Consider the following 24,903-nt stretch of genomic DNA (forward strand, 5'->3'; position numbering starts at 1 on the left):
ATATCATATTTATTATAATGAAAATTTATTGAATAGCATTTATTTCATAATAGAAATTAATATTATTAATCTATCTATTAATAAAAAACATATATATTACTATAAATTTATTCAATAAATATTATTGATAATTTATTAAATAATAAATATCTTAATTATATAAAATTTTTTTACAATCCATAATTAAATAATTCACAACGATTAATAGATTAAATCCAATATAAATTTTATACCACATATAATAATTAAATCGTAATAAAATTAAAGATTTTATTATTTAAATTTAATTATGCAAAATATAATTTAACGTTAAAATATAATAAATGAATATAACTACCAATCAAATAAGAACAATGTTTTTATCTTTTTTCAAAAAAAAAGATCATAAAATAATACCTAGCAGTTCATTAATTCCAAATAATGATCCTTCTTTATTATTTACAAATGCTGGTATGAATCAATTTAAAGAAATATTTTTAGGTAATAATAAACCTAAATTTTCTAAAGTTGTAACTATTCAAAAATGTTTACGTACTGGAGGAAAATATAATGATTTAGACAATATTGGTTACAGTGATAATCATCATACATTTTTTGAAATGTTAGGTAATTTTAGTTTCGGAGATTATTTTAAAAAAGAAGCTATTTCATATGCTTGGGAATTATTAACTTCTATACAATGGTTTAATTTAAATAAAAATAGACTATGGGTTACAGTATATTATAAAGATCAAGAAACATATCAAATATGGATTAATATTATTGGATTAAATCCAGAAAGAGTAATTTATGTTGGAAATAAGAAAAATTCTAATTCTCTATCTGATAATTTTTGGAGTATGGGAGAAAATGGTCCTTGCGGACCTTCTACAGAAATTTTTTATGATCCAACAGAAAACTTTTTGCAACATTCTGGAGAATATTTTAAAAATAATCAAGACACCCAAATAGAAATTTGGAATATTGTATTTATGGAATACAATCGTACACTTGATGGAGAATTAATTCCATTACCTAACAAATCTGTAGATACTGGAATGGGATTAGAACGTATTTCTAGAATTTTACAAAATAAAAAATCAAATTATGAAATTGATATTTTCGATCAATTAATAAAATCAATTTTTCAATTCAATAAAAATATTTATTCTAATAAAAAAAAATCTATTTATATAATTGCAGATCACATTAGATCTTCAGCATTTTTGATAGCCGAAAATATATTTCCTTCTAACGAAGGTCGTGGATATGTTTTAAGAAGAATTATTAGAAGAGCATTAAGACACGCTCATACAAGTGGTATGAATAAATTATTTTTTTTTAAATTAATTCCAACCCTAATTGAAGTAATGGGAGAAGAATCGAATTTAATTAAAAATAATATAAAAAAAGTACAAGAAGTTCTTAAACAAGAAGAAATACAATTCAATTATACTATTCATCGAGGAATAAAATTATTAGAAGATCAAATTAAAAAATTAAAAGGAAATATCTTACATGGAAAAATAATTTTTAAATTATATGATACTTTTGGTTTTCCAGTAGATTTGACAGCCGATTTTTGTAAAGAACAAAATTTACAAATTGATTCAATCGGTTTCATGAAAGAAATGAATAAACAAAAAAAACAAACTAAAATAGCAAATCAATTCGCAAAACAATATGATCCTGTTCTTACCATAAAAAACCATTCTATTTTTAAAGGATATAATACATATGAAACAACATCTATAATTAAACAAATTTTTATTAATGGTAAAACAACTAATCAACTTAACTGCGGAGAAAGTGGAATAATAATATTGGATAATACACCTTTTTATCCTGAATCTGGAGGACAAATAGGAGACATAGGTGAAATAAATAATAAACAAAATATTTTCAAAGTCGAAAATACAAAAAAATATGGAATTGGAATTATACATTTCGGAAAAATATTATCAGGTAAGCTATCAGTTAATCAAGAAATTCAAGCTAAAATTAATATAAAATATAGAAAAAATATTCAAAATAATCATTCAGCCACACATCTATTACATTCTGCTTTAAGAAATATATTTGGAAATAATACTATTCAGAAAGGATCTTTAATTACAAATTTATCATTAAGATTTGATTTTTCATGCAATGAAAAAATAACAAATGAAAAAATACATAAAATAGAATATATTGTCAATGAATATATTATACAAAATTCGATTATAAATACTACAATAGATACATTTAATAATGCTCAAAAAACAGGAGCAATAGCTTTATTTAACGAAAAATATAATGATATTGTTCGAATTGTTTCAATAAATGACTATTCCATAGAATTATGTGGAGGAACACACACAAATCAAACTGGATCAATTGGATTTTTTAAAATAATAAATGAAAAAAGTATAGGATCTGGAATAAAAAGAATAGAAGCAGTCACTGGAAACAAAGCAATTTTATTTATTCATAATAAAGAAACTAAACTCAACCATATTATGAATATATTAAATACCAATGAAGATAACATTTCTAAAAAAATTCATGTATTAACTAACACAATACATAAATTAAAAAATAACATTGATATTTTTATAAAAAGAGAATTAATAGAAATAACAAAACAATTGCTAAAAAAAGTTATACATATAAATAATATAAATTTATTAATTGAAAATATTAATATTAGCAATTCAAATTTATTACGAAATGTAATTGATATAATTCAAAAAAAATTACATTCTGCAATTATAATTATTACTACTATCATAGAAAAAAAAATTTATTTTATTATTAAAATAAGTAAAAATTTAACAAACGATATACAAGCAAATTATATTGCAAAAAAAATAATAAACAATATAGGAGGGAAAGGAGGTGGAAAGTCTCATTTATCAGAAGGAGGAGGAGGAACTAAAGTAGAACTTTTATCAATAACTTTAAATAATATTCAGTCATGGATTAAAAAAAAATTCGAATTATTATGATATAATATATCAATTTCAAAAATTAGTTAATTATATATACTATTTCATTTATATCATTTAATTTATATTATTTTTTTTAATTAACAAATAAAAAATAATTTATTTAAAATATAATATAGAAAATAAATTAACTATATGAATTTTATGTTTGCAAGGAGCAAGGCATGTTAATTCTAACTCGAAGAGTTGGAGAAACACTAGTAATTGGAGACGAAATAACTGTTACAGTACTCGGTGTTAAAGGTAATCAAGTCAGACTAGGCGTCAATGCACCAAAAGAAATTTCAGTACATCGTGAAGAAATATACCAAAGGATTCAAGCAGAAAAAAAGAAAGAATCTAATCATTAATTTAAAATACGTCTTGCATTTTAAAAAAATTGTAAGACGTATTATTTTTTTATATTTAGAATATATATTATTAAAAATAATAAAAACTATGACACATAATTAACATTTATATTTAATTATCAAAATTAATTATTTAATAAAAATTAATATACTTATTTTACGTTAATTTAATATAATTAATAAAAATTATATTTTTTACTTATGTAAAAAATCTAAATTAAATAATTTTGTAATAGAATTATTCCTATTATTAATTACAAAAAAATATTTGATTTATCAAAAAAAAGAAAGTAGAATTGAATATTCATAGTAATAATAATTACCATAACTAAAATTTATAATATGGTGAGATGGCCGAGTGGTTTAAGGCGCTCCCCTGCTAAGGGAGTATGTTTTTTCTAGCATCGAGGGTTCGAATCCCTCTCTCACCGTAAATAAAACAATAATAATTTGCATCCGTAGCTCAGATGGATAGAGTACTCGGCTACGAACCGAGCGGTCGGAGGTTCGAATCCTTCCGGATGCAAAAAAAAAAAAAAAAAAAAAATATATATATATATATAATTAACTTTTAATTAATTTTTATTATTATGTTTAAATAAATATAAATAATCACTAATTTTTTAATTAATAATTATTTTTTTATTAATAATAACTATTTTATTATAATAGAATTACATATAATATTTAATATTAAATCACTGAAATCAATTTAAAAAATAATAATAATTACTTGTAATAAATACTATCATAATACAAGATACAAAATAAAATTTAGTCTTAAATTAAAGACAATACTGATAAAACTAAATTTAATATTTTAAGGATTTTATTTTGATTAGCAATTTGTCCAATAAAATACAATGGATTCAAGATAATCCTACTATTCTAAAAAATATTAAAAGAGGAATAGAACGAGAAACTATACGAATAAATTTAGATGGTCAATTATCATACACACCTCATCCAAATTTTTTAGGATCTGCTTTAACTCATAAATGGATTACCACTGATTTTTCTGAAAGTTCATTAGAATTCATCACTCCTAGTTGTAATAATATCAACTATATCTTACAATTTTTAAAAAATACTTATCATTTTGTTACTCAAAATATTATAAATGAAAGAATGTGGCCACTAAGCATGCCTCCAAATTTACCTATTAATGAAAATCTTATTCCAATAGCTCAATACGGTTCGTCTCCTGTTGGAATAATAAAATCAATATACCGAAATGGACTACGAAATAGATATGGATCATCTATGAATATGATTTCAGGAGTACATTATAATTTTTCACTACCTGAAAAATTTTGGAAAATATGGAAACAATGTCAAAACAAACAATATGAAACAAATTATATTTCTTCTGGATATTTTCACATTATTAGAAATTATCATCGATTTGGATGGATTATACCATATTTATTTGGATCATCTCCAACCATATGTTCTAATTTATTAAAAAATAAAAAGAACATAAAACATCTAAAAAAAACCAAAAAAACAGGTTTTTATGCACCATGGTCTACATCTCTAAGATTAAGTCCAATAGGATACCAAAACCAATCAAATACTAATTTAAACATAACATTTAATTATTTAGATGAATATTTAAATACTTTAAAATATGCTATAAATACTCCTTTTCCAAAATTTGTTAAAATAGGTTTAAAAAACTCATTTGGAATGTATAATCAAATTAATACTAATATATTACAAATGGAAAATGAGTTTTATACACCTATCCGACCTAAAAGAGTACTAAAACATAAAGAATCCTATTTAGAAGCCTTATATCAAAAGGGAATAGAATATATTGAAGTACGTTCATTAGACGTAAATCCATTTTCTCCAATTGGAATTAGTAAAACAGAAATACTGTTATTAGATTTGTTTCTAATTTGGTGCTCATTAATAAAATCACCTACAATGACTTTAACAGAACTTAACATAACAAAAGAAAACTGGAATCGAATTATTTTTGAAGGAAGAAAACCAAATCAATCTATTATAATTAATTCAACTAAAAAAAATGTATCATTAGTAACAATTAGTAAAATGATATTTTATGATTTATTTAAAATAGCTGAAATATTAGATAAAAATTATAAAAATAATGATTATTATAATGTATGTAAAAAATTAATTAAATATTTTGATCATCCTGATCTAACATATTCTTCAAAAATATTGAATATTATAATTGAAAATGGAATTCAAGAAACAGGATTAAAATTATCTAATCAATATTATAATCAATTTAAAATTAAAAAATTAAACCCAATTATAAATAAAAAATTATTCAAAGAATCTTTTCTATCTATAAGAAAACAAAATCATCTAGAACAATAAATCAATCTTATGTATAATAATTATACAAATTTAATAAATCATACTCATATAATATATATTAAATAAAATATTAAAAATTAATTATATCACTATATTTAATTATTAATTTTAAACATATTACATTGTTAATAATAATCAAATTATATAAAATTAATATTTTACTTATTTGTGTACAAATATAAATAATAAAATTATAGAGATAAACCTGATTCTACACGTAGTTCTATTGATTTATCAATTTTTTCCCAAGGAAAATTTTCCCTTCCAAAATGACCATATACAGAAGTTTTAAAATAAATTGGATTAAGTAAATCTAACATATGAATAATAGCATAAGGTCTTAAATCAAAACATTTCTTTATTAAATAAATAATTTTTTTATTACTGATTTTTCCAGTTCCAAATGTTTCTACCATAATAGAAGTGGGATTAGCTATACCTATTGCATAAGATAATTGAATTTCACAACGATCTGCTAAACCAGAAGCAACAATATTTTTTGCAACATAACGAGCAGCATATGCTGCTGAACGATCTACTTTTGAAGGATCTTTACCTGAAAAAGCTCCTCCTCCATGACGAGACATTCCTCCATAAGTATCTACAATAATTTTTCTTCCTGTTAAACCACAATCTGCCATAGGACCTCCTATTACAAATCTTCCAGTAGGATTAATAAAAAATTTTGTATTAGAATTTAACCATTCTATTGGTAATACAGGTTTAATAATTTCTTCCATAATAGATTCTTGTATCTCTTTATAAGAAATTTCTTCTGCATGTTGAGTAGATATTACTACAGTGTCAATAGAAATAATATGACCAGAATCATATTGAAAAGTAACTTGACTTTTAGCATCGGGACGTAACCATGACAACGTTCCATTTTTTCTTAATTCAGATTGTTTCTGGACTAATCTATGAGCATAAGTGATTGGTGCAGGCATTAATACTTCTGTTTCATTAGTTGCATAACCAAATACAATACCTTGATCACCAGCTCCTTGTTCTAGAGGATTAGATGAACGATGTATACCTTTCCTAATATCAGGTGATTGCTTACCTATAGTACTTAATACAGCACAAGAATTTGCATTAAATCCTGAATCTGAATGTACGTAACCAATATTCCTTATAGTTGATCTAGTAATTTCTTCTACATCTACCCATGCACTAGTATTAATTTCTCCTCCAATTAATACCATTCCAGTTTTAACATATGTTTCACAGGCAACATGAGCAAGGGGATCTTGATCTAAAATCGAATCAAGTAATGCATCTGATATTTGATCAGCAATTTTATCCGGATGACCTTCCGAAACAGATTCTGAAGTAAAAAGATATTTAGTCATTACATTATTACCTCAAAAAAAAAAATCGATTAATTAATTATAGAATTGAATATTAAAAATAGTTTTTATATATACATTACAAATATTATATTTAAAAGAAAGTGAAATTTTTTAACTAACAATAATATAAATATTAATAATTTTAGTAAAATTTTAATTATTAACAACAATAATATATTATTTATATATATAAATCACTTACAAATATAATTATTATTGACTTTTATACTAAAAAATAATTTTATTATAAATAAAAAATTATTTTTTTTAAAAAAAATGTTTTTAATAAATATATTCATACAATCAATTAATATTAATTATGAATAATAATATTAATTAAATATTAAAAAATTATATATCTAGTAGGAGTTAAAACAGAAAATAAAGGTACATCAAATTTATGTGTTACAAAATTACTAGACAATTGAAAATCATATCCTAATCCTATAGGAATATATTTTTTTTTTTTCCATAATTTTAAAGTATTATCATAAAATCCTTTTCCCATTCCTAATCGATAACCAATATTATTACATGCAACGAAAGGTATAAATACAATATCTAAATTATCAATTGTACACATATATTTAATATTAATTTCAGGTTCTAAAATACCAAATAAATTTGATACAAGTACAGTATGCAAATCATATTTACAAAATAATAACTTTTTACATTCATAATTATGAATGATTGGTAAAAAAACATTTTTTTTATGTAACCATAGTTGAGAAATTAATATATTTGTATTAATTTCTCCATCAAAAGATAAAAAAATTCCAATATTATCAGCTGTATAAATATGATCAATTGTCAAAGCAATACTAGATAATTTAATAGCATTATAATCTTTGGTTGTTATAGAAATACTATTTCGATAACGTCTTAATTTTCTTCTTATCTCTTGATTATCTAACATAAAAATCCTATATAGTAACAATGAATCATTAAAAAAAATTATTATTGTTATATTCTATTTAATATAGTAATAAATATTTTTTAATATATATATTTAAATATCATTCTATAAATAAAATATATAAAATTATGAAAAAATAATTTTATATATTTTATTTATAGAATGATATTTATAATTAAGTATAAAAATATATAAAAAAAACAATAATAAAATAAAATATTACTAATATACAAATAATATTTATTATATATTAATCATATTTAATCTAAAAAAATGAAAATTATTATTTAATTATTATGAAAACTGTTCTCTATAAAAATTTATTTAAAATAAAAATAAATTAATACACTAAAAATAGTATTTTAACTAGTGTTTATAATCTTTTTTACTCCATTAGTAGTTCCTACAAGCAAAATATCTGCTTTTCTTTTAGCAAATAAACCAACAGTAACTACACCTGGTAATGCATTTATTATTTTTTCCATTGCTATAGGATCATGAATATTTAAATTATATACATCAATAATTATATTTCCATTATCAGTAAGTACATTTTTTCGTACTTTAGATTCTCCTCCTAATTTATTCAGTTCAGTAATAATATAAGCACAAGCCATAGGTATAATTTCAATAGGTAAAGGAAATTTCCCTAATACTTGCACTTGTTTAGATTCATCTACAATACAAATAAACTGTTTAGAAGCAGCAGCTAAAATTTTTTCTTTCGTTAATGCTTCTCCACCACCTTTTATCATTTGTAAATTTTCATTCACTTCATCAGCTCCATCTACATATAACACAACAGAACCTACTTCATTCAAATCAAATATTGGTATACCTATACGATTTAAATATCTTGTTGTAGAAGAAGAACTTGAAACAGCTCCTCGAATTAAATGTTTAATGCGATCTAAAGATTGAATAAAATAATCAATTGTACTACCAGTTCCTATACCTATAATAGTATTTGGAGAAATATAATTTAAAGCAGCACATGCAACAGATTGTTTTAATTGATCAATAATCATAATTTGTGAACCTGGTTATTTATAATATTTATAAAAAGTAATGTTTTATCAATTTTATATTTTTATTAATGATATAAAACATAATTAGAATTTTTTTCTTACAAAATAATAATATTAATAAATTATAAAAATTTAATTAAATTAAATATCTATAAATTATATTTTATTATTATCAAACATTACTTTTATATAATTTAATTAATAAAATATTATTAAGTAAAAAACCATAAAATAATTATTTTTAAACCAAAAAAGTAAATTAAGAGATTGAAATAAGTATATTAATTAATCAGATTCTATATATAAATACAAACTGTAATATATTATTATATATATGGCTGGGACACCTGGATTCGAACCAGGGAATGCCGGTATCAAAAACCGGTGCCTTACCACTTGGCTATGTCCCATTAGAGGAAATAATTTATTGTTATTTATTTTTATACGGAAGGCGAGACTTGAACTCGCAAATCTTTCGATGCCAGATCCTAAATCTGGTGCGTTTACCAATTCCGCCACTTCCGCTAAATTAGTATTACATGATTATATTTTACATAATATCATGGCTATGATGGGATTTGAACCCATGACTCCAGCGTTATGAGTGCTGTGCTCTAACCAAACTGAGCTACATAGCCTAAATATTTTTAATTTTTTAAATTAAAATTTATATTCTAATATTCTAAAAATATTTTAAATATCATACTATATTTTTATTATTACATCAATAGATGTATACTCTTCTTATACAAATAATACTGAAAATATACATATTTATATATATATATATAAAATTTAAATTTTATTTGAAAATTATATATAATAAGAAAAAATATAACACACTCTAAAAAAAATTAAATAATAATAATATGATAAAAAAAAATAAAAACAATTTTATAAAAAAAATTATTACTCATGATCTAAAAACAAAAAAATTTACTTATATAAAAACAAGATTTCCTCCAGAACCAAATGGTTACTTGCACCTAGGTCACGCTAAAGCAATTTGTTTAAATTTTGGAATAGCACGTGATTATCAAGGTCACTGTAATCTTAGATTTGATGATACAAATCCAGACAAAACAAAAATAAAATATATTAAATCGATAAAATCAGACATACAATGGCTAGGGTTTAAATGGAATGGTAAAACTCGTTATACTTCAGAATATTTTGAAATATTATATGAATATGCTATTCAATTAATTAATAAAAACTTAGCTTATGTCGACTTATTAGATAAAACAAAAATTCGTGAATACCGTGGAACACTAACACTTCCTGGAAAAAACAGTCCTTATCGAAATCATACAATTCAAAAAAATATAATTTTATTTGAAAAAATGAAAAAAGGTCAATTTAAATCTGGAAGTGCTTGTTTGAGAGCAAAAATTGATATGAATTCTAATTCTATGATTATGAGAGATCCAGTATTATATCGAATAATATTTACTCCTCATGAAACAAGTAAAAATTCATGGTATATTTATCCAACATATGATTTTAGTCATTGTATTTCAGATGCTATTGAAAACATTACTCATTCTTTATGTACATTAGAATTTTCAGATAATAGAAAAATTTACGATTGGATAATAAAAAATCTTAACATCAAACATGTACCTCATCAATATGAATATTCTAGATTGCATTTAGAATATTCAATTTTGTCAAAAAGAAAATTACAAATTTTAATTAATAACAAAATTATTGAAAACTGGGATGATCCCAGAATTCCAACTATTTCTGGACTAAGGAAAAGAGGTTATACTGCTCAATCAATAATTAATTTTTGTGAAAAAATAGGAATAACTAAACAAGAAAATATAATAGAATTATCATTACTAGAATCATGTATTCGTCAAGAATTAAATAATACAGCACCAAGACGTATGGCAGTATTAAATCCAATTAAAGTTGTTATTATTAATTTTCCAATCAATCATGTTGAAAAATTAATAGTTCCTAACCATCCTACTAGACCAGAATTAGGAACAAGAACATTATTATTTACTCAAGAATTATATATAGATCGAAATGATTTTTCTGAAAAAGATAATCCAAATTATAAACGATTAACTTTACATCAAGAAGTGCGTTTACGATATGCTTACATTATTAAAGTACAAAAAATAGAAAAAGATTCGAATGATAATATTATAAATATATTTTGTACATACGATAATAGTACATTAGGAAAGCAACCAAAAAATAGAATAATTAATGGAGTTATTCATTGGGTTTCTTTAACTTATTCCTATACGGCAGAATTTCGTATATATAATAAATTATTTAATATTAAAAATCCTGAAAATGAAAAAAAATTTTTAAATTATATCAATACAACATCATTAATAATAAAAAAAGGATTTATTGAATCTAACATAAATAAAAATAATTTACCTTGTACATATCAATTTGAAAGAGAAGGATATTTTTACATAGAATCAATAAAAGATAATAATTTAATATTTAATCAAATCACTACATTAAAAGATAAAAACAAAAATGATCATAATCATAAAAAATAAATATAATTTTTATATGAGACACACATTAATAAATATATTAATATTCAAATTAATCTTTATTATTAATAAAAAAACATAAATTTATATATGATAAAAAAATTAATTAAATATATAACAATTTGTATCAATATATAAAAAAATTAATATGATTTAAATAATATTACTAATATATATTTAAAGATATTTATTTGTAATCAAGTAATATACGATAATATATATCTCATCTATATAATATTTAATAAAATAACCATATTATAAACAAATATGTTTATATAACATAATTATTAATACTAACAATACATAATTTTAAAACAAAAAAAATATTTTATTATTCTATTTTCATTTTATCTTACATTGCTGGCTTAGTATGAAAACGAACTATATTTTTATAACTGGTGGAGTCGTATCATCATTAGGTAAAGGAATTGCTGCAGCATCTTTAGCTGCTGTATTAGAAGCACGCGGTCTAAACGTTACAATTATAAAATTAGATCCATATATTAATGTAGATCCAGGCACTATTAGTCCTATTCAACATGGAGAAGTATTTGTTACTGAAGATGGAGCAGAAACAGATTTAGATTTAGGACATTATGAAAGATTTATTAGAAAAAAAATGACAAAAAATAATAACTTTACAACAGGAAGTATTTATTCAGAAGTATTAAAAAAAGAAAGAAGAGGTGATTATTTAGGTTCTACTATCCAAGTTATACCTCATATTACAAATGCCATAAAAGCAAGAATTATACAAGGTGCTGACAACAGTCATATTGCTATAGTAGAAATCGGAGGAACTGTAGGAGATATAGAATCTTTACCATTTTTAGAAGCTATACGTCAGATGTCTTCTGATTTGAATAAAAAACATATAATTTATATACATTTAACATTAGTACCTTATATTGCAGTATCACAAGAAATCAAAACAAAACCTACACAACATTCAGTTAAAGAACTATTATCCATAGGAATACAACCTGATATATTAATATGTCGTTCAGAACAACCAGTTCCAAATCACGAAAAAGAAAAAATTGCTTTATTTTGTAATGTTCCTAAAAAAGCAGTAATTTCGCTACAAGATCTTAATTCTATTTATCATATTCCTAACTTATTAAAATCACAAGGAGTTGACAGTTACATTTGTAAACATTTTAACATTACAGCACCGGAAGCTAATTTATCAGAATGGGAACAAGTAATATATGAAGAATCTCATAGAAAACATAATATTACAATTGGAATTATAGGTAAATATATATCTCTTCCTGATGCATATAAATCTATTATTGAAGCTTTAAAGCACGCTGGTTTAAAAACTAGTACTATAATTAATATTAAACTTATAGACTCTAATAATATAGAAAAACAAAATGGAATTTACTTGTTAAAAAAATTAGATGGAATATTGATTCCAGGTGGATTTGGAAATCGTGGAATAGAAGGAAAATTAAAATCAATTCAATACGCTAGAGAAAACAAATTACCATATTTTGGAATTTGTTTAGGTATGCATCTTGCTGTAATAGAATTCTTTAGAAACGTAATTGGTATAAAGCATGCTAATTCTACAGAATTTTCTTCTAATTGTACATATCCAATAATTATTAATAATATTGTTCAATTACAAAATCAAAGAAATAAACAAACAATTAATAAAAATGAGCAAAAAATACAATTAGGAGGAACTATGAGACTGGGAAGTAAAACTTGTTTTTTAGAAAAAAATAGTTTAGTTCGAAATATTTATGGATTAGATACTATAATTGAAAGATATCGACATAGATATAAAATTAATAATAAACTATTAAATTCTATATATATATCTGAATTAAAAATTTCTGGTTACTCAATAAAAAATAATTTTGCTGAAATCATTGAATTAAACAACCATCCTTGGTTTATTGCATGTCAATTTCATCCTGAATTCACTTCTAATCCAAGAGAGGGACACCCTTTATTTATCGACTTTATTAAAGCATCTAATAAATACAATATCAATAAAAAAGATAAATTATAATTTAAATAAATACATTATTTACATGATCTATATCATTATTAATGAGGAAAATATGTCAAATATTAAACAAATCATTGCTAGAGAAATAATTGATTCACGTGGATATCCTACTGTAGAAACTGAAGTTCATCTAAATGATGGATCAATAGGATTAGCTTCAGTTCCATCTGGTGCTTCTACCGGTACAAGAGAAGCATTAGAATTAAGAGATGGTGAATTATCTTACTTTTTGGGTAAAGGAGTTAAAAATGCTGTAAAATTAATTAATAATAATATTAATGAATTGTTACACCAACAAAACGCAATTGATCAAAAAAATATTGATGAAATGATGATCAAATTAGATGGAACTGATAATAAATCAAAATTAGGATCTAACTCTATTTTAGCAGTATCTCTTGCTACAGCAAAAGCAGCTTCTTATTCAAAAAAAATACCTTTATATCAATATATTTCAGAGTTATATAATCACCCTGGAACGTTTTCTATGCCATTACCTATGATTAATATTATTAATGGTGGTAAACATGCAAATAATAACATTGATATTCAAGAATTTATGATTCAACCAATTAGTGCAAAAAATATCAAGGAAGCAATACGTATTGGAGCTGAAATATTTCATAAATTACATAAAATATTACAAAAAAAAGGTATGAATACTTCAGTAGGTGATGAAGGTGGATATGCTCCTAATTTAAATTCTAATGAAGAAGCTTTAATAATGATTAAACAAGCTATATTAGAAACTGACTATGTTCTAGGTAAAGATATCACTTTAGCGTTAGACTGTGCTGCTTCTGAATTATATGATACACATACTAAAAAATATTATTTACATGGTGAAAAAAAAAGTTTTTCTTCAAAAGAGTTTACACATTATTTAGAATATTTGACTGAAAAATATTCCATTGTATCAATAGAAGATGGGCAATCAGAATTAGATTGGAATGGTTTTGAATATCAAACAATGAAATTAGGAAAAGAAATTCAATTAGTAGGAGATGATTTGTTTGTTACTAATACAAAAATTTTTCAAATAGGTATTAAAAAAAACATTGCTAATGCAATTTTAATTAAATTTAATCAAATTGGAACACTAACTGAAACTTTATCTGCTATCAAATTAGCAAAAGAATCAAATTATGCTACAATTATTTCACATAGATCTGGAGAAACAGAAGACACTAGTATCTCTGATTTAGCTGTAGGTACTGCATCTGGACAAATTAAGACAGGATCAATGAGTAGATCAGATCGTTTAGCAAAATACAATCAATTGATGAGAATTGAAGAAAAATTAGGAGAAAAACTAGCACCTTTTTATGGGAAAAAAGAACTAAGAAAAATTATATAAAATTATTTTAAATAAAAAATAATTAATAAAATAAAATATTGAAATATTAAATTTATATATATGTAATCAATCGTATCGAATGATATTAATTAAATTGATACGATTGATTTGATTAAAATTCATTTTAAATTTTCTATATACATATATTTATATACTATTATATATGAAATATCCTTCATTATTTTGCAACAACATATATATACAGAATAATTTTAATAAGTTTCATTTAATTAAAAATTCTATATATAAATATTATAATAATATTGTCATTAATATTATAAATCTAATGAATATATTTTTAAAAATATTTAATAAATATTATTAACACATTTAATAACATAAAATATATGATGATTTTTATATATTTATATATTGTTGGTTTGAGAATATAAATTCTAAATTCAAAATAAATATAATATTTTATATTAATTATATTTATAATTGTAAAAATAATATTTTCAATCAATATAAATAGTATATTTATTCGATATATTAATAAATTAAATATGTTTAAATAATAATATTTAAATCAAATGAATAATCTTTAATAAAATATTAAAAATAAAATATATATAATTAATTTTTATTGAATTGTTCATACAAATATAAATATAACACATATAATTTATAGCTAAAATAAAATAATTAAAATATAATAGTTAATTTTAAAAAATAATTGTGATTAAAAAAAAAAAATAAATATTTATATGATATTAATATATAAAATTTATAAATAATTATTAATTAGAAAATATAAATATTAAATTTTTTTTTTAATATTTATATTATTTATTAAATATAAATAGTGTTTAATAAATATTAATTATTATGTTATTTATCATGTTAAAGTCCATATATATAGATATATGGACTTCTGCAACTAAATCAATAATTATTATCAAAATAAAAAATTTAATAAAATTTTTATATTTGTAATTATATATAGATAAAATATTATATTTTTTAATATAAATAGTTTGTTAAAACAAAATTTTTTATAATAATTCAAATAATGTTAATAATTAAACAACAATCTTTCTAATTTTTAATTCATCTATAATTGTTTCCATAATAATCTTTATGGAAACAGTTCCATTTAAATATATATCAGGATTATCTGGTTTTTCATAAGGAGAATCAATACCTGTAAAATTAGATATTACTCCTAACCTAGCTTTTTTATATAAACCCTTAGGATCTCTACTTTCACAAATTTCTAATGGAGTATCAACAAATATTTCTAAAAAATTACTGCAACCTACAATATTTTTTATTATATTACGATCTTTAGAAAAAGGAGATATTAATGCCGTAATAACTAATAATCCTGCATCAATCATCAACTTCACGATTTCTCCTACTCTTCTGATATTTTCTTTACGATCTAATTCGGTAAATCCTAAATCTCGACATATACCATGTCTTAAATTATCACCATCTAATAAGTAAGTACTTACTTTTCTTTTAAATAACAATTCTTCTAATTTACTAGCAATTGTAGATTTTCCAGAACCTGATAAACCAGTAAACCATAATACTAGCGATTTATGACCATGAAGATTTTCTCGTTGATAACGATTAATAATATGATTATGTATACTAATATTTAAATTATTAAATTCTTTCACATTAATCTTTATCCTCCATATTTGTCAAACTTTTTGTTTCCCATTCCGGAAAATAACGACAAATTAAAGAATTTAATTCTAATTTAAAAAAATCAATATTTTTATAATTATCATTATATTTAGATACAATAAGATTTTTTATCATACCTGCTGCAATAGTATGGTTGCTAATTGGATCAATAAAAATTAAACCACCCATGATTGCGTTACTTTTGTAAGTATCCACAATCAATAACTCATCAAAAATAACATTAACACAAGCTATATCATTTAAATATAATGATTCCACATATTGTTTTTTAAAAGTATTAATATCTCTCTTATACAAAATATTTTTTATATATACGCGCGATTTCTTTCCAGCTACTTTTATTAAATAATTTTTTTTTAAACATAATGGTGTCTCTGACATCCAAACAATATCTATACAAACTTCTCTTACAGGTTTTAACATAGAATGAACATCAACAATAACGTCTCCACGAGAAATATCTATGTTATCGTTTAATACTAAAGAAATTGGTTGACTAGATTTAGCAATACTTAAATTACCATCAAAAGTAATAATTTTTTTAATTGAAGTATGCAGTCCTGAAGGTAAAATTTGAACTTTTTTTCCAACATGAATTGTTCCTGAAGCAATAGTACCTGAATAACCACGGAAATCTAAATTTGGTCTATTTACATATTGTACTGGAAAAATTAAAGAACTACTCTCAGAAACATCAGGAATAATAATATTTTCTAATATTTGTAGCAACGTATCTCCAATATACCAAGGCATATTTATACTTTTTACAACAATATTTTCACCTAATAAAGCAGACACTGGAATATAACATACTTCTAATTTAAATTTTGTATTATTTAAAAAATCACAAAAATTTTTACAAATTTCTTTAAAAACTATTTCATTATAATCTACTAAATCCATTTTATTAATAATTATGATTAAATGCTTAATTCCAAGTAAATTAGATATAAAAGTATGTCTTCTAGTTTGTTCTAAAATACCTTTTCTAGCATCTATTAGTAATACTGCTAATGAAGAATTAGAAGCTCCTGTAACCATATTTCTAGTATATTGTATGTGTCCTGGTGTATCTGCAATAATAAATTTTCTTTTATTAGTAGAAAAATAACGATAAGCTACATCAATAGTAATTCCTTGTTCTCGTTCAGCTTGTAATCCATCTACTAATAATGCAAAATCTACATCATTTCCTTGAGTTCCATGACGTCTACTATCTTGATATAAAGATAACAATTGATCATCATAAACATGTTTAGTTTCATGTAATAAACAACCTATTAAAGTACTCTTACCATCATCTACACTACCACAAGTTAAAAACTTTAATAAACTTTTATTCTGTTTAGTATTAAAATATTTATCGAATATATTATTTTTATCTTTTGAAACAACAATGTTCATGTATAAATTATCCTTAAAAATATCCTTGCCGTTTTTTTAATTCCATAGAATTTTGTTGATCATGATCAATTATCCTTCCACTACGTTCACTCATTGTAGTACTTAACATTTCATTAATAATTTCAGGTAAAGTTTGTGCATTAGATTCTATTGCACTAGTTAAAGGCCAACATCCCAAAGTACGGAAACGAACCATTCTTGGAGTAATTAATTCATCTGCTTGCATACAAATTTTAGTATTATCTTCAATAACCAACAATTTCTCTTCCCGTTGTAAAACAGGACGATTAGCTGCAAAATATAAAGGTACTACTTCTATGTTTTCTAAAAAAATATACTCCCATATATCTAATTCAGTCCAATTAGAGAGCGGAAAAACACGAATACTTTCTCCTAAATTAATTTGACCATTATAGTTATTCCATAATTCAGGACGTTGTCTTTTAGGATCCCATCGATGAAAAACATCTCGAAAAGAGTAAATTCGTTCCTTTGAACGAGATTTTTCTTCATCTCTACGAGCACCTCCGAAAGCAGCATCAAATTTATATTTATTTATAGCTTGTTTTAATCCTTCAGTTTTCATAATATCTGTATATTGTGTACTAGTATAAGTAAAAGGAGTAACATTAGAAGAAATTCCTTCCGGATTTATATAAACAATTAACTCTACATTGTTTTTTTTTATTATATTATCCCGAAAAGTATACATTTCCTGAAATTTCCAACCAGTATCAATATGTAACAATGGAAACGGTAAACTTCCTGGAAAAAATGCTTTTTTAGCTAAATGTAACATGACAGAAGAATCTTTTCCTATTGAATATAACATTACTGGGTAATTAAATTCTGCAACTACTTCTCTAAAAATATAAATACTTTCATATTCTAATTGACGTAAATAAGTAAAACGATGTTTTTGCATAATCTTTTATCTTTCATAAATATTAAATAATAATTTATATTTAATGTAATTATTATTTGTTAATGTCATTAAACCATTTTAATTTATCATGAAAATATACTACTTTTCCTATAATTAATATAGTTGGACTAGTTGATTGATTAATCAATTCTACTAAATTACTTAAAGTACCAATTAAAACCTGTTGTTTCATAGTAGTACCTTGAGAAATAACAGCAATAGGTGTTTTTATCGAAAAACTATGATTATTTAAAGTTGTAACAATTAATTCACATTTTGTTCTTCCCATATAAATTACTATTGTATATGATAATTTAGATAAAGATAAACAAGCAATAACATTAGAAAAATCATGTGAATAAGCATTAACAAAAAACAAATTTTGAGAATATTGTCTATGTGTTAAGGGAATTCCAGCATAAGATGCTGCTCCAATAGCAGCTGTTACCCCTGGGACTACTTGAAAATTACCACCTATTTTTTTTATTGCTTCTAACTCTTCTCCTCCTCTTCCAAAAATAAATGAATCTCCTCCTTTTAATCGAACAACTTTTTTACCTTTCATGACTAATTCTACAATTAAATTATTAATATCTTTTTGATTCCAAGATTTTTTATCATTTACTCTTTTTCCTACACAAATACATTGAGCATCGCGACGAACTAAATTTAACATATCTCTTTGAATTAAATAATCATATAAAACCACATCAGCTTGCTGTAAAACTTGAAAACCTCTTAAAGTTAACAGCCCCAAATCTCCAGGTCCTGCTCCTACTAAAATTAATTCTCCATGTAAAGTAGAATCATTTTTCATTTCTGAATAAAAATTCTGTATAGCTAACTTTAAATTATTGTGAAGTACATAATTAACAAATGATCCATTAAAAATTTTTTCCCAAAAATAACGACGATCAGAACAATTTAAAAAAAAATTTTTAACTGTATTACGCAATTTTCCTGCTAAATTAGCAACATTACCTAATTTAAAAGGTAATATAGCTTCTATTTTTTCTCTAATTAAACGTGATAATACTGGAGCAGTTCCACTAGAAGAAACTGCGACAATAATTGGTGAACGATCTACAATAGAAGGGAAAATAAATGAACATTTTTCTAAATCATCAACTACATTAACTAATATAAATTTTTTATTAGCTATTTCAAATATTTTTTGATTTAATATTTCATTATTAGTAGCAGCAATTACTAAATATATTTTTTTTAAGTATTTTTCATGGAATTTATCATTAATCCAAATAATCTTATTTTGTTCTTTTAATAAAATTAAATTTGGAGATAAATTATCAGATAACACATTAACTTTTGCTCCTGCTTTCAATAATAATTGAATTTTACGTTCAGATACTATCCCTCCACCTACTACTAAAACAAATTTAGATCTTAAATTTACAAAAACTGGAAGATAATTCACATATTCCTTATCAATAATAACTAATATATTAATTATATTGTATTAATTAAAATAAATATTTAATTTAAATATTATATTATATAAAATTACTATCACAATAAAAACAAAATTAATAAAAAATGATATACATTCATAAATATAAGACATATAAATATAACAACAATTAATTGATAATTACATCATATATTTTATACTACAATATATTTATATACATTATGAATTAAATAATATTGAATAGTTAAAAAAAAATAAATTATTATTGATGAATAATTTAATACTATTATAATTTATCGTGTAAACCACATTCTCTTTTTAAACCAAAAAAACGAGTATCCTCTGGTAACATACCAACTTGATATTTATGTGTAGTGTGAATATCTCCTATAGATAAATAGCCTTTATTCCATAGTGGATGATTCAATAAATTATTATTTTTTATATATTTATTTACTAATTTTGTATTCCAATCTATCATAGGTAAAACTTTTAATACATTATGTTGAATAGAAAAATATTCTAAATTTGAACGAAAATTAGATTGATCATGTCTTAGTCCTGAAATCCAAGTCATAACTGATAGTTCTTTTAATGCGCGTTTCATTGGTTCAATTTTATTCATTTCATTATATTGTTTTAGTCCTACAACACCTTTCTTCCACAATTTTCCATAACGTGATTCTTGCCATGCTGGTGAAAGATAAGAACGAAATATGTTTAAATTTAATTTTAAAGAATCAGTAATTAAATCAATATAACAATATGTCTCTGAAAATAAATAACCAGTATCAATTAAAATTACAGGAATATTTGGTTGATGTGTTACTATAAGATGTAAAAATGCTATAGATTGCAAACCAAAACTAGATGTGATTACAATATTATTAGGTAAATTATTAAAAATCCAATTTATACGTTTACTAATATCATATTCTTTAAATAACATATTATATTCATGTAATATAGATTTTTTTGTAGAAAAATCTAAATTATTTAAATTTGTTAAATTAATTTTTGACATAATTTATTCCTTTTTTAATTCCAGAAATCTAATATAGAATTCTTGATTTCTTTTACTATATTATAACGAATACAAAAATCACCGAAATTTTCATTTAATTGACGTTTATTAGACCATAATTGAATTAAATTATCTAATTTATCAAATAATTCAGATTCATTTAAATTTTCAGCATATAAACTTGCTAATTTTGTTCCAATAGTATTTCCACCTAAATACAAATTATAGCGATTCAGAGATTTACCAACTAATCCAATTTCTGCTAATAATGATCTACCACATCCATTAGGACAACCAGAAATTCTAAATATAATTTTTTCATTATTTACTGAATACTTAATCATAATATTTTCAAGTTTTTTAATAAAAGATAATAAAATTCTTTCAGATTCAGCCATAGCTAATGGGCAAGTAGGAAAAGAAACACAAGCCATAGAATTTTCTTCTAATGGTGATCTTAAAACCATAAATCCATAACGAGAAGCTAAATTTTCAATAATTGTTTTATTAGCATTATCAATATTAGCAACAATTATATTTTGATTAGCAGTTAAACGAAATTCGCCAGTATGAATTTTTGCAATTTCTATTAAACCTGATTTTAAAAGTTGATTTACATCATCCCGTAATCTACCTCCTGGTATAAATAATGTTAAATTCCATTTACCATTAATTCCTTTTTTCCACCCAAATTGATCTCCTCTCATCAAGAATTTATAAGGACGAATTGATGAAAATTTCACATTAGATCTATTTTCTACTTCATTTTTAAATTTTTGTATTCCATATTTTTGTAATGTATATCTAGTTTTAGCGTTTTTTCTATTAACTCGATTACCCCAATCTCTTTGAGTAGTAATTATTGCTTCTACAACATTTAATATATTGTTTAAAGGTATAAAACCAAATTCTGTAGATAACGATGGCCAAGTAGAATGATTCCCATGTTCAAAAGATAAACCACCTCCAACCAACACATTAAAACCAATTAATTTTTCTTCTTTTGCTATTGCAATTAAATTCATATCATTAGCATGTAAATCAATATCATTATGAGGTGGAATAAGTATTCCAGTTTTAAATTTTCTAGGTAAATATGTTTTACTCAGAATAGGTTCATTCTCTGTTGTTATTATTTTTTTTTGATTTAACCAAATTTCTGCATAAGCTTTTGTTCTAGGTAATAAATGTTCAGATATTTTTTTTGCCCATGAATATACTTCATAATGTAAAAAAGACTCAACAGGATTAGAAGTACATAATACATTTCTATTTACATCATTAGCTGTTCCTATAGAATCCAATCCTACATCATGTAAAATTTGATGAATTTTTCTCAAGTTATTTTTTAAAATTCCATGTAATTGAAAAGTTTGACGATTTGTTAAACGAATAGATCCATATAATGTATGTTTGCTAGCAAAATCATCGATCTTTAACCACTGTTTAGGTGTAATTACACCTCCGGGTAAACGACAACGTAGCATCATTGCATATTTTGGTTCTAACTTTTGTTGCATCCGTTCAATTCGAATATCACGATCATCTTGTTGATACATACCATGAAATCTAATAAGAGAATAATTATCTCCTTTAAAACCATTAGTTAAAGTATCATTTAAATCATCAACAATTGTACCTCTTAAATAATTACTTTCTTCTTTAATACGTTCAAAATCAGATAATTTGTTTACTTCATTATGTAATTTAATTTTTATATTTTTACTCATTAATAAACATCCCTTTGATATCGATTATTGATTCGTAAATTGTTTAAATATTCATATGAATCTTGTTCATTCATAGAACCATACTTTATAAAAATTTTTAATAATACTGACTCCACATCTTTGGCCATATTCAATTTATCTCCACAAATATAAATATACGCTCCATTAACTATCCAATCCCACACTTCTTCTCCTTGTTCCCATAATTTATATTGAACATAAATTTTTTCTTGAGTATCTCTAGACCATGCTAAATCAATTTTAGTTAATAATCCTTTATTAAAATAATTTTGCCATTCTCTTTGATATAAAAAATCTTCAGTAAAAGTATTATTTCCATAAAAAAGCCAATTTCTTCCACGAGCTTTTAAATAATCTCTTTCTTGCATAAAAGCTCGAAATGGTGCTATACCTGTACCAGGACCAATCATAATAATAGAAATTTTATCATCTTTAGGTAATCGAAAATTTTTATTAGATTGAATAAATAATCGAATTTTACTATCTTCCGATATCCGATAAGATAAATAACTTGATGCTCCTCCTTGACATAAACGATTAGCTGAAAAATATTGAACAACTCCAACTGTAATATGTACTTCATCATTATATAATTTTTGAGAAGAAGAAATTGAATAAAATCTAGGTAATAAAGGTCTTAAAAAACCAATCATTTGTTCTGCAGTTAATGTACATGGATATTCATAAAACATATTTACTATAGAAGTATTTTTGGAATAAAAACTTAATTTCTTTTTATCCAATATTATTTTTTTTAAATTATTATTATTTGTAATTTGAGCATATTGAATAACAATATGATTAGTATTAACTGTTAATTCAAAATATTTTGATAAAGCAATAAATATACTCATACAATGTTTATTAACTATTACTGATTCATTTCGATTAATATTAAATATTTTTAAAATATCAATTACCAATTGTGAATCATTCTCATACCATACTCCTAATGAATCACCAGGTTGATATTGAATCTTAGAATTACATACTCCAATTTCAATATGTCTAATATCTTTAACAGAATCACGACCAGTAATTTTTTGATTAACTAATAATTCTCCTGAATATGGATTTTCTTTTGTAATTAATTGATTAGTTTTAATTGATAATGGATGTTGAATATTAGTTATAGAAAAATCATTCTTGTTTATCTTTCTGTTGTTTAATTTAACTTTTAATATATTTATTAATTCAGTACGCCATTTTTTTGCTATTTCACTATATTCAATATCCGCATCTACCCTATCAATCAATCGTTGAGCTCCTAATTTATTTAACTGATTATCAAAATCTTTTCCTGCTTGACAAAATAAATCATAAGAAGAATCACCTAATCCAAATACAGAAAAATATAGATTTTTTAAATCAGGAGCTTTTGATGATTTTAAGAAATTATAAAAAGCTATTGATTCTTCTGGAGGTTCCCCTTCTCCTTGAGTAGAAGTAATAATTATTAAAAATTGTTCTTTAGAAATTTTTTTAAATGAATAATCACAAGCTTGTACTAATCGTGATTGAATATTATTTAATTGTAATTCATTAAAAAAAATTGTTGATAAATCTTGAGCATTTCCAGTTTGAGAAGCAGAAACAACTGTCACAATTTCAGTCATTTCTTTATCAATATTAGTTTCTACAGAGTTATTATCTTTTACATTATTATGAGCTTTACCCCAATAATAACCGGATAACCATATTAATTGAGAATTTGATAAAAGACTAGCATCAACTTTGAGAGATGATAATAATTCAGAAGTCATTGGAAATAAAAAGTTTGATATTTCACTATTTTTCATTGTATTAAATATCCATTTATAAATATATATT

At 23.0% G+C, this 24,903-nt stretch carries 16 protein-coding genes and 5 tRNA genes; 8 read left to right on the plus strand and 13 right to left on the minus strand.

What is annotated here, in order from left to right; all coding sequences use genetic code 11:
• Nucleotides 1–323 precede the first annotated feature (323 nt).
• The 5 genes from alaS (at nucleotide 324) to gshA (ending at nucleotide 5,671) form a co-directional block, all read left to right on the plus strand.
• Nucleotides 324–2,966, plus strand: coding sequence for an alanine--tRNA ligase (alaS, locus tag AB4W75_RS01790; RefSeq protein ID WP_367679266.1), 2,643 nt, complete (start codon nucleotides 324–326; stop codon nucleotides 2,964–2,966).
• A 164-nt stretch (nucleotides 2,967–3,130) separates the two neighbouring features.
• The gene (gene csrA, locus AB4W75_RS01795) at nucleotides 3,131–3,316 is read left to right on the plus strand and encodes a carbon storage regulator CsrA (protein ID WP_367679267.1); all 186 of its coding nucleotides are present in this window, start codon (nucleotides 3,131–3,133) and stop codon (nucleotides 3,314–3,316) included.
• A gap of 344 nt (nucleotides 3,317–3,660) precedes the next feature.
• Nucleotides 3,661–3,747, plus strand: a tRNA-Ser gene (locus tag AB4W75_RS01800).
• A gap of 21 nt (nucleotides 3,748–3,768) precedes the next feature.
• A tRNA-Arg gene (locus AB4W75_RS01805) sits at nucleotides 3,769–3,842 on the plus strand.
• A 308-nt stretch (nucleotides 3,843–4,150) separates the two neighbouring features.
• Complete coding sequence (gene gshA / locus AB4W75_RS01810) at nucleotides 4,151–5,671, plus strand: glutamate--cysteine ligase (protein WP_367679268.1); 1,521 nt, start codon at nucleotides 4,151–4,153, stop codon at nucleotides 5,669–5,671.
• A 191-nt stretch (nucleotides 5,672–5,862) separates the two neighbouring features.
• Here gshA and metK read toward each other — a convergent pair whose 3' ends face one another.
• The 6 genes from metK to AB4W75_RS01840 form a co-directional block, all read right to left on the minus strand.
• Nucleotides 5,863–7,023, minus strand: a complete 1,161-nt coding sequence (metK, locus tag AB4W75_RS01815) for a methionine adenosyltransferase (RefSeq protein WP_367679269.1) — start codon at nucleotides 7,021–7,023, stop codon at nucleotides 5,863–5,865.
• Nucleotides 7,024–7,366: 343 nt separating this feature from the next.
• A complete protein-coding gene (locus AB4W75_RS01820; RefSeq protein ID WP_367679270.1) occupies nucleotides 7,367–7,942 on the minus strand; it encodes a 5-formyltetrahydrofolate cyclo-ligase in 576 nt (191 codons plus the stop codon).
• A 362-nt stretch (nucleotides 7,943–8,304) separates the two neighbouring features.
• Entirely contained in the window at nucleotides 8,305–8,970 is a 666-nt protein-coding gene (gene rpiA / locus AB4W75_RS01825) for a ribose-5-phosphate isomerase RpiA (protein ID WP_367679271.1), read from the minus strand.
• A gap of 335 nt (nucleotides 8,971–9,305) precedes the next feature.
• Nucleotides 9,306–9,380, minus strand: a tRNA-Gln gene (locus AB4W75_RS01830).
• A 33-nt stretch (nucleotides 9,381–9,413) separates the two neighbouring features.
• Nucleotides 9,414–9,495 (minus strand) — tRNA-Leu (locus AB4W75_RS01835).
• Nucleotides 9,496–9,533: 38 nt separating this feature from the next.
• Nucleotides 9,534–9,608 (minus strand) — tRNA-Met (locus tag AB4W75_RS01840).
• Nucleotides 9,609–9,839: 231 nt separating this feature from the next.
• Between AB4W75_RS01840 and glnS the strand changes: the two genes are divergently transcribed.
• The 3 genes from glnS (at nucleotide 9,840) to eno (ending at nucleotide 14,881) form a co-directional block, all read left to right on the plus strand.
• Nucleotides 9,840–11,501, plus strand: a complete 1,662-nt coding sequence (glnS, locus tag AB4W75_RS01845) for a glutamine--tRNA ligase (protein WP_367679272.1) — start codon at nucleotides 9,840–9,842, stop codon at nucleotides 11,499–11,501.
• Between the two features lie 367 nt (nucleotides 11,502–11,868).
• Complete coding sequence (locus AB4W75_RS01850) at nucleotides 11,869–13,524, plus strand: CTP synthase (protein ID WP_367679273.1); 1,656 nt, start codon at nucleotides 11,869–11,871, stop codon at nucleotides 13,522–13,524.
• A gap of 52 nt (nucleotides 13,525–13,576) precedes the next feature.
• The gene (eno, locus tag AB4W75_RS01855) at nucleotides 13,577–14,881 is read left to right on the plus strand and encodes a phosphopyruvate hydratase (RefSeq protein ID WP_367679274.1); all 1,305 of its coding nucleotides are present in this window, start codon (nucleotides 13,577–13,579) and stop codon (nucleotides 14,879–14,881) included.
• A gap of 1,022 nt (nucleotides 14,882–15,903) precedes the next feature.
• On the opposite strand, the gene cysC is transcribed toward eno, so the two are convergent.
• From cysC to AB4W75_RS01890, 7 genes are all read right to left on the minus strand, one after another.
• On the minus strand, nucleotides 15,904–16,509 hold the full coding sequence (gene cysC, locus AB4W75_RS01860; RefSeq protein ID WP_367679275.1) for an adenylyl-sulfate kinase: 606 nt from the start codon (nucleotides 16,507–16,509) through the stop codon (nucleotides 15,904–15,906).
• Nucleotide 16,510: 1 nt separating this feature from the next.
• Nucleotides 16,511–17,944 carry a sulfate adenylyltransferase subunit CysN gene (cysN, locus tag AB4W75_RS01865; RefSeq protein WP_367679276.1) on the minus strand — a complete coding sequence of 478 codons (1,434 nt, stop codon included), beginning with the start codon at nucleotides 17,942–17,944 and terminating at the stop codon, nucleotides 16,511–16,513.
• Between the two features lie 13 nt (nucleotides 17,945–17,957).
• Nucleotides 17,958–18,869 carry a sulfate adenylyltransferase subunit CysD gene (gene cysD, locus AB4W75_RS01870; protein WP_367679277.1) on the minus strand — a complete coding sequence of 304 codons (912 nt, stop codon included), beginning with the start codon at nucleotides 18,867–18,869 and terminating at the stop codon, nucleotides 17,958–17,960.
• Nucleotides 18,870–18,921: 52 nt separating this feature from the next.
• The gene (gene cysG, locus AB4W75_RS01875) at nucleotides 18,922–20,304 is read right to left on the minus strand and encodes a siroheme synthase CysG (protein ID WP_367679278.1); all 1,383 of its coding nucleotides are present in this window, start codon (nucleotides 20,302–20,304) and stop codon (nucleotides 18,922–18,924) included.
• A gap of 280 nt (nucleotides 20,305–20,584) precedes the next feature.
• Nucleotides 20,585–21,322 (minus strand): phosphoadenylyl-sulfate reductase, encoded by a 738-nt coding sequence (locus AB4W75_RS01880; protein ID WP_367679279.1) that lies wholly within the window; start codon nucleotides 21,320–21,322, stop codon nucleotides 20,585–20,587.
• Between the two features lie 14 nt (nucleotides 21,323–21,336).
• Nucleotides 21,337–23,052 (minus strand): assimilatory sulfite reductase (NADPH) hemoprotein subunit, encoded by a 1,716-nt coding sequence (gene cysI / locus AB4W75_RS01885; RefSeq protein ID WP_367679280.1) that lies wholly within the window; start codon nucleotides 23,050–23,052, stop codon nucleotides 21,337–21,339.
• Nucleotides 23,052–24,872: an assimilatory sulfite reductase (NADPH) flavoprotein subunit gene (locus AB4W75_RS01890; protein WP_367679281.1), complete on the minus strand. Its 1,821-nt coding sequence runs from the start codon at nucleotides 24,870–24,872 to the stop codon at nucleotides 23,052–23,054. Before AB4W75_RS01890 ends, cysI begins: the two co-directional genes overlap by 1 nt.
• Nucleotides 24,873–24,903: the final 31 nt, after the last annotated feature.

The sequence above is a fragment of the Buchnera aphidicola (Eriosoma lanigerum) genome (assembly GCF_964059125.1).
In the GTDB taxonomy this organism is placed as follows: Bacteria; Pseudomonadota; Gammaproteobacteria; order Enterobacterales; family Enterobacteriaceae; genus Buchnera_D; species Buchnera_D aphidicola_C.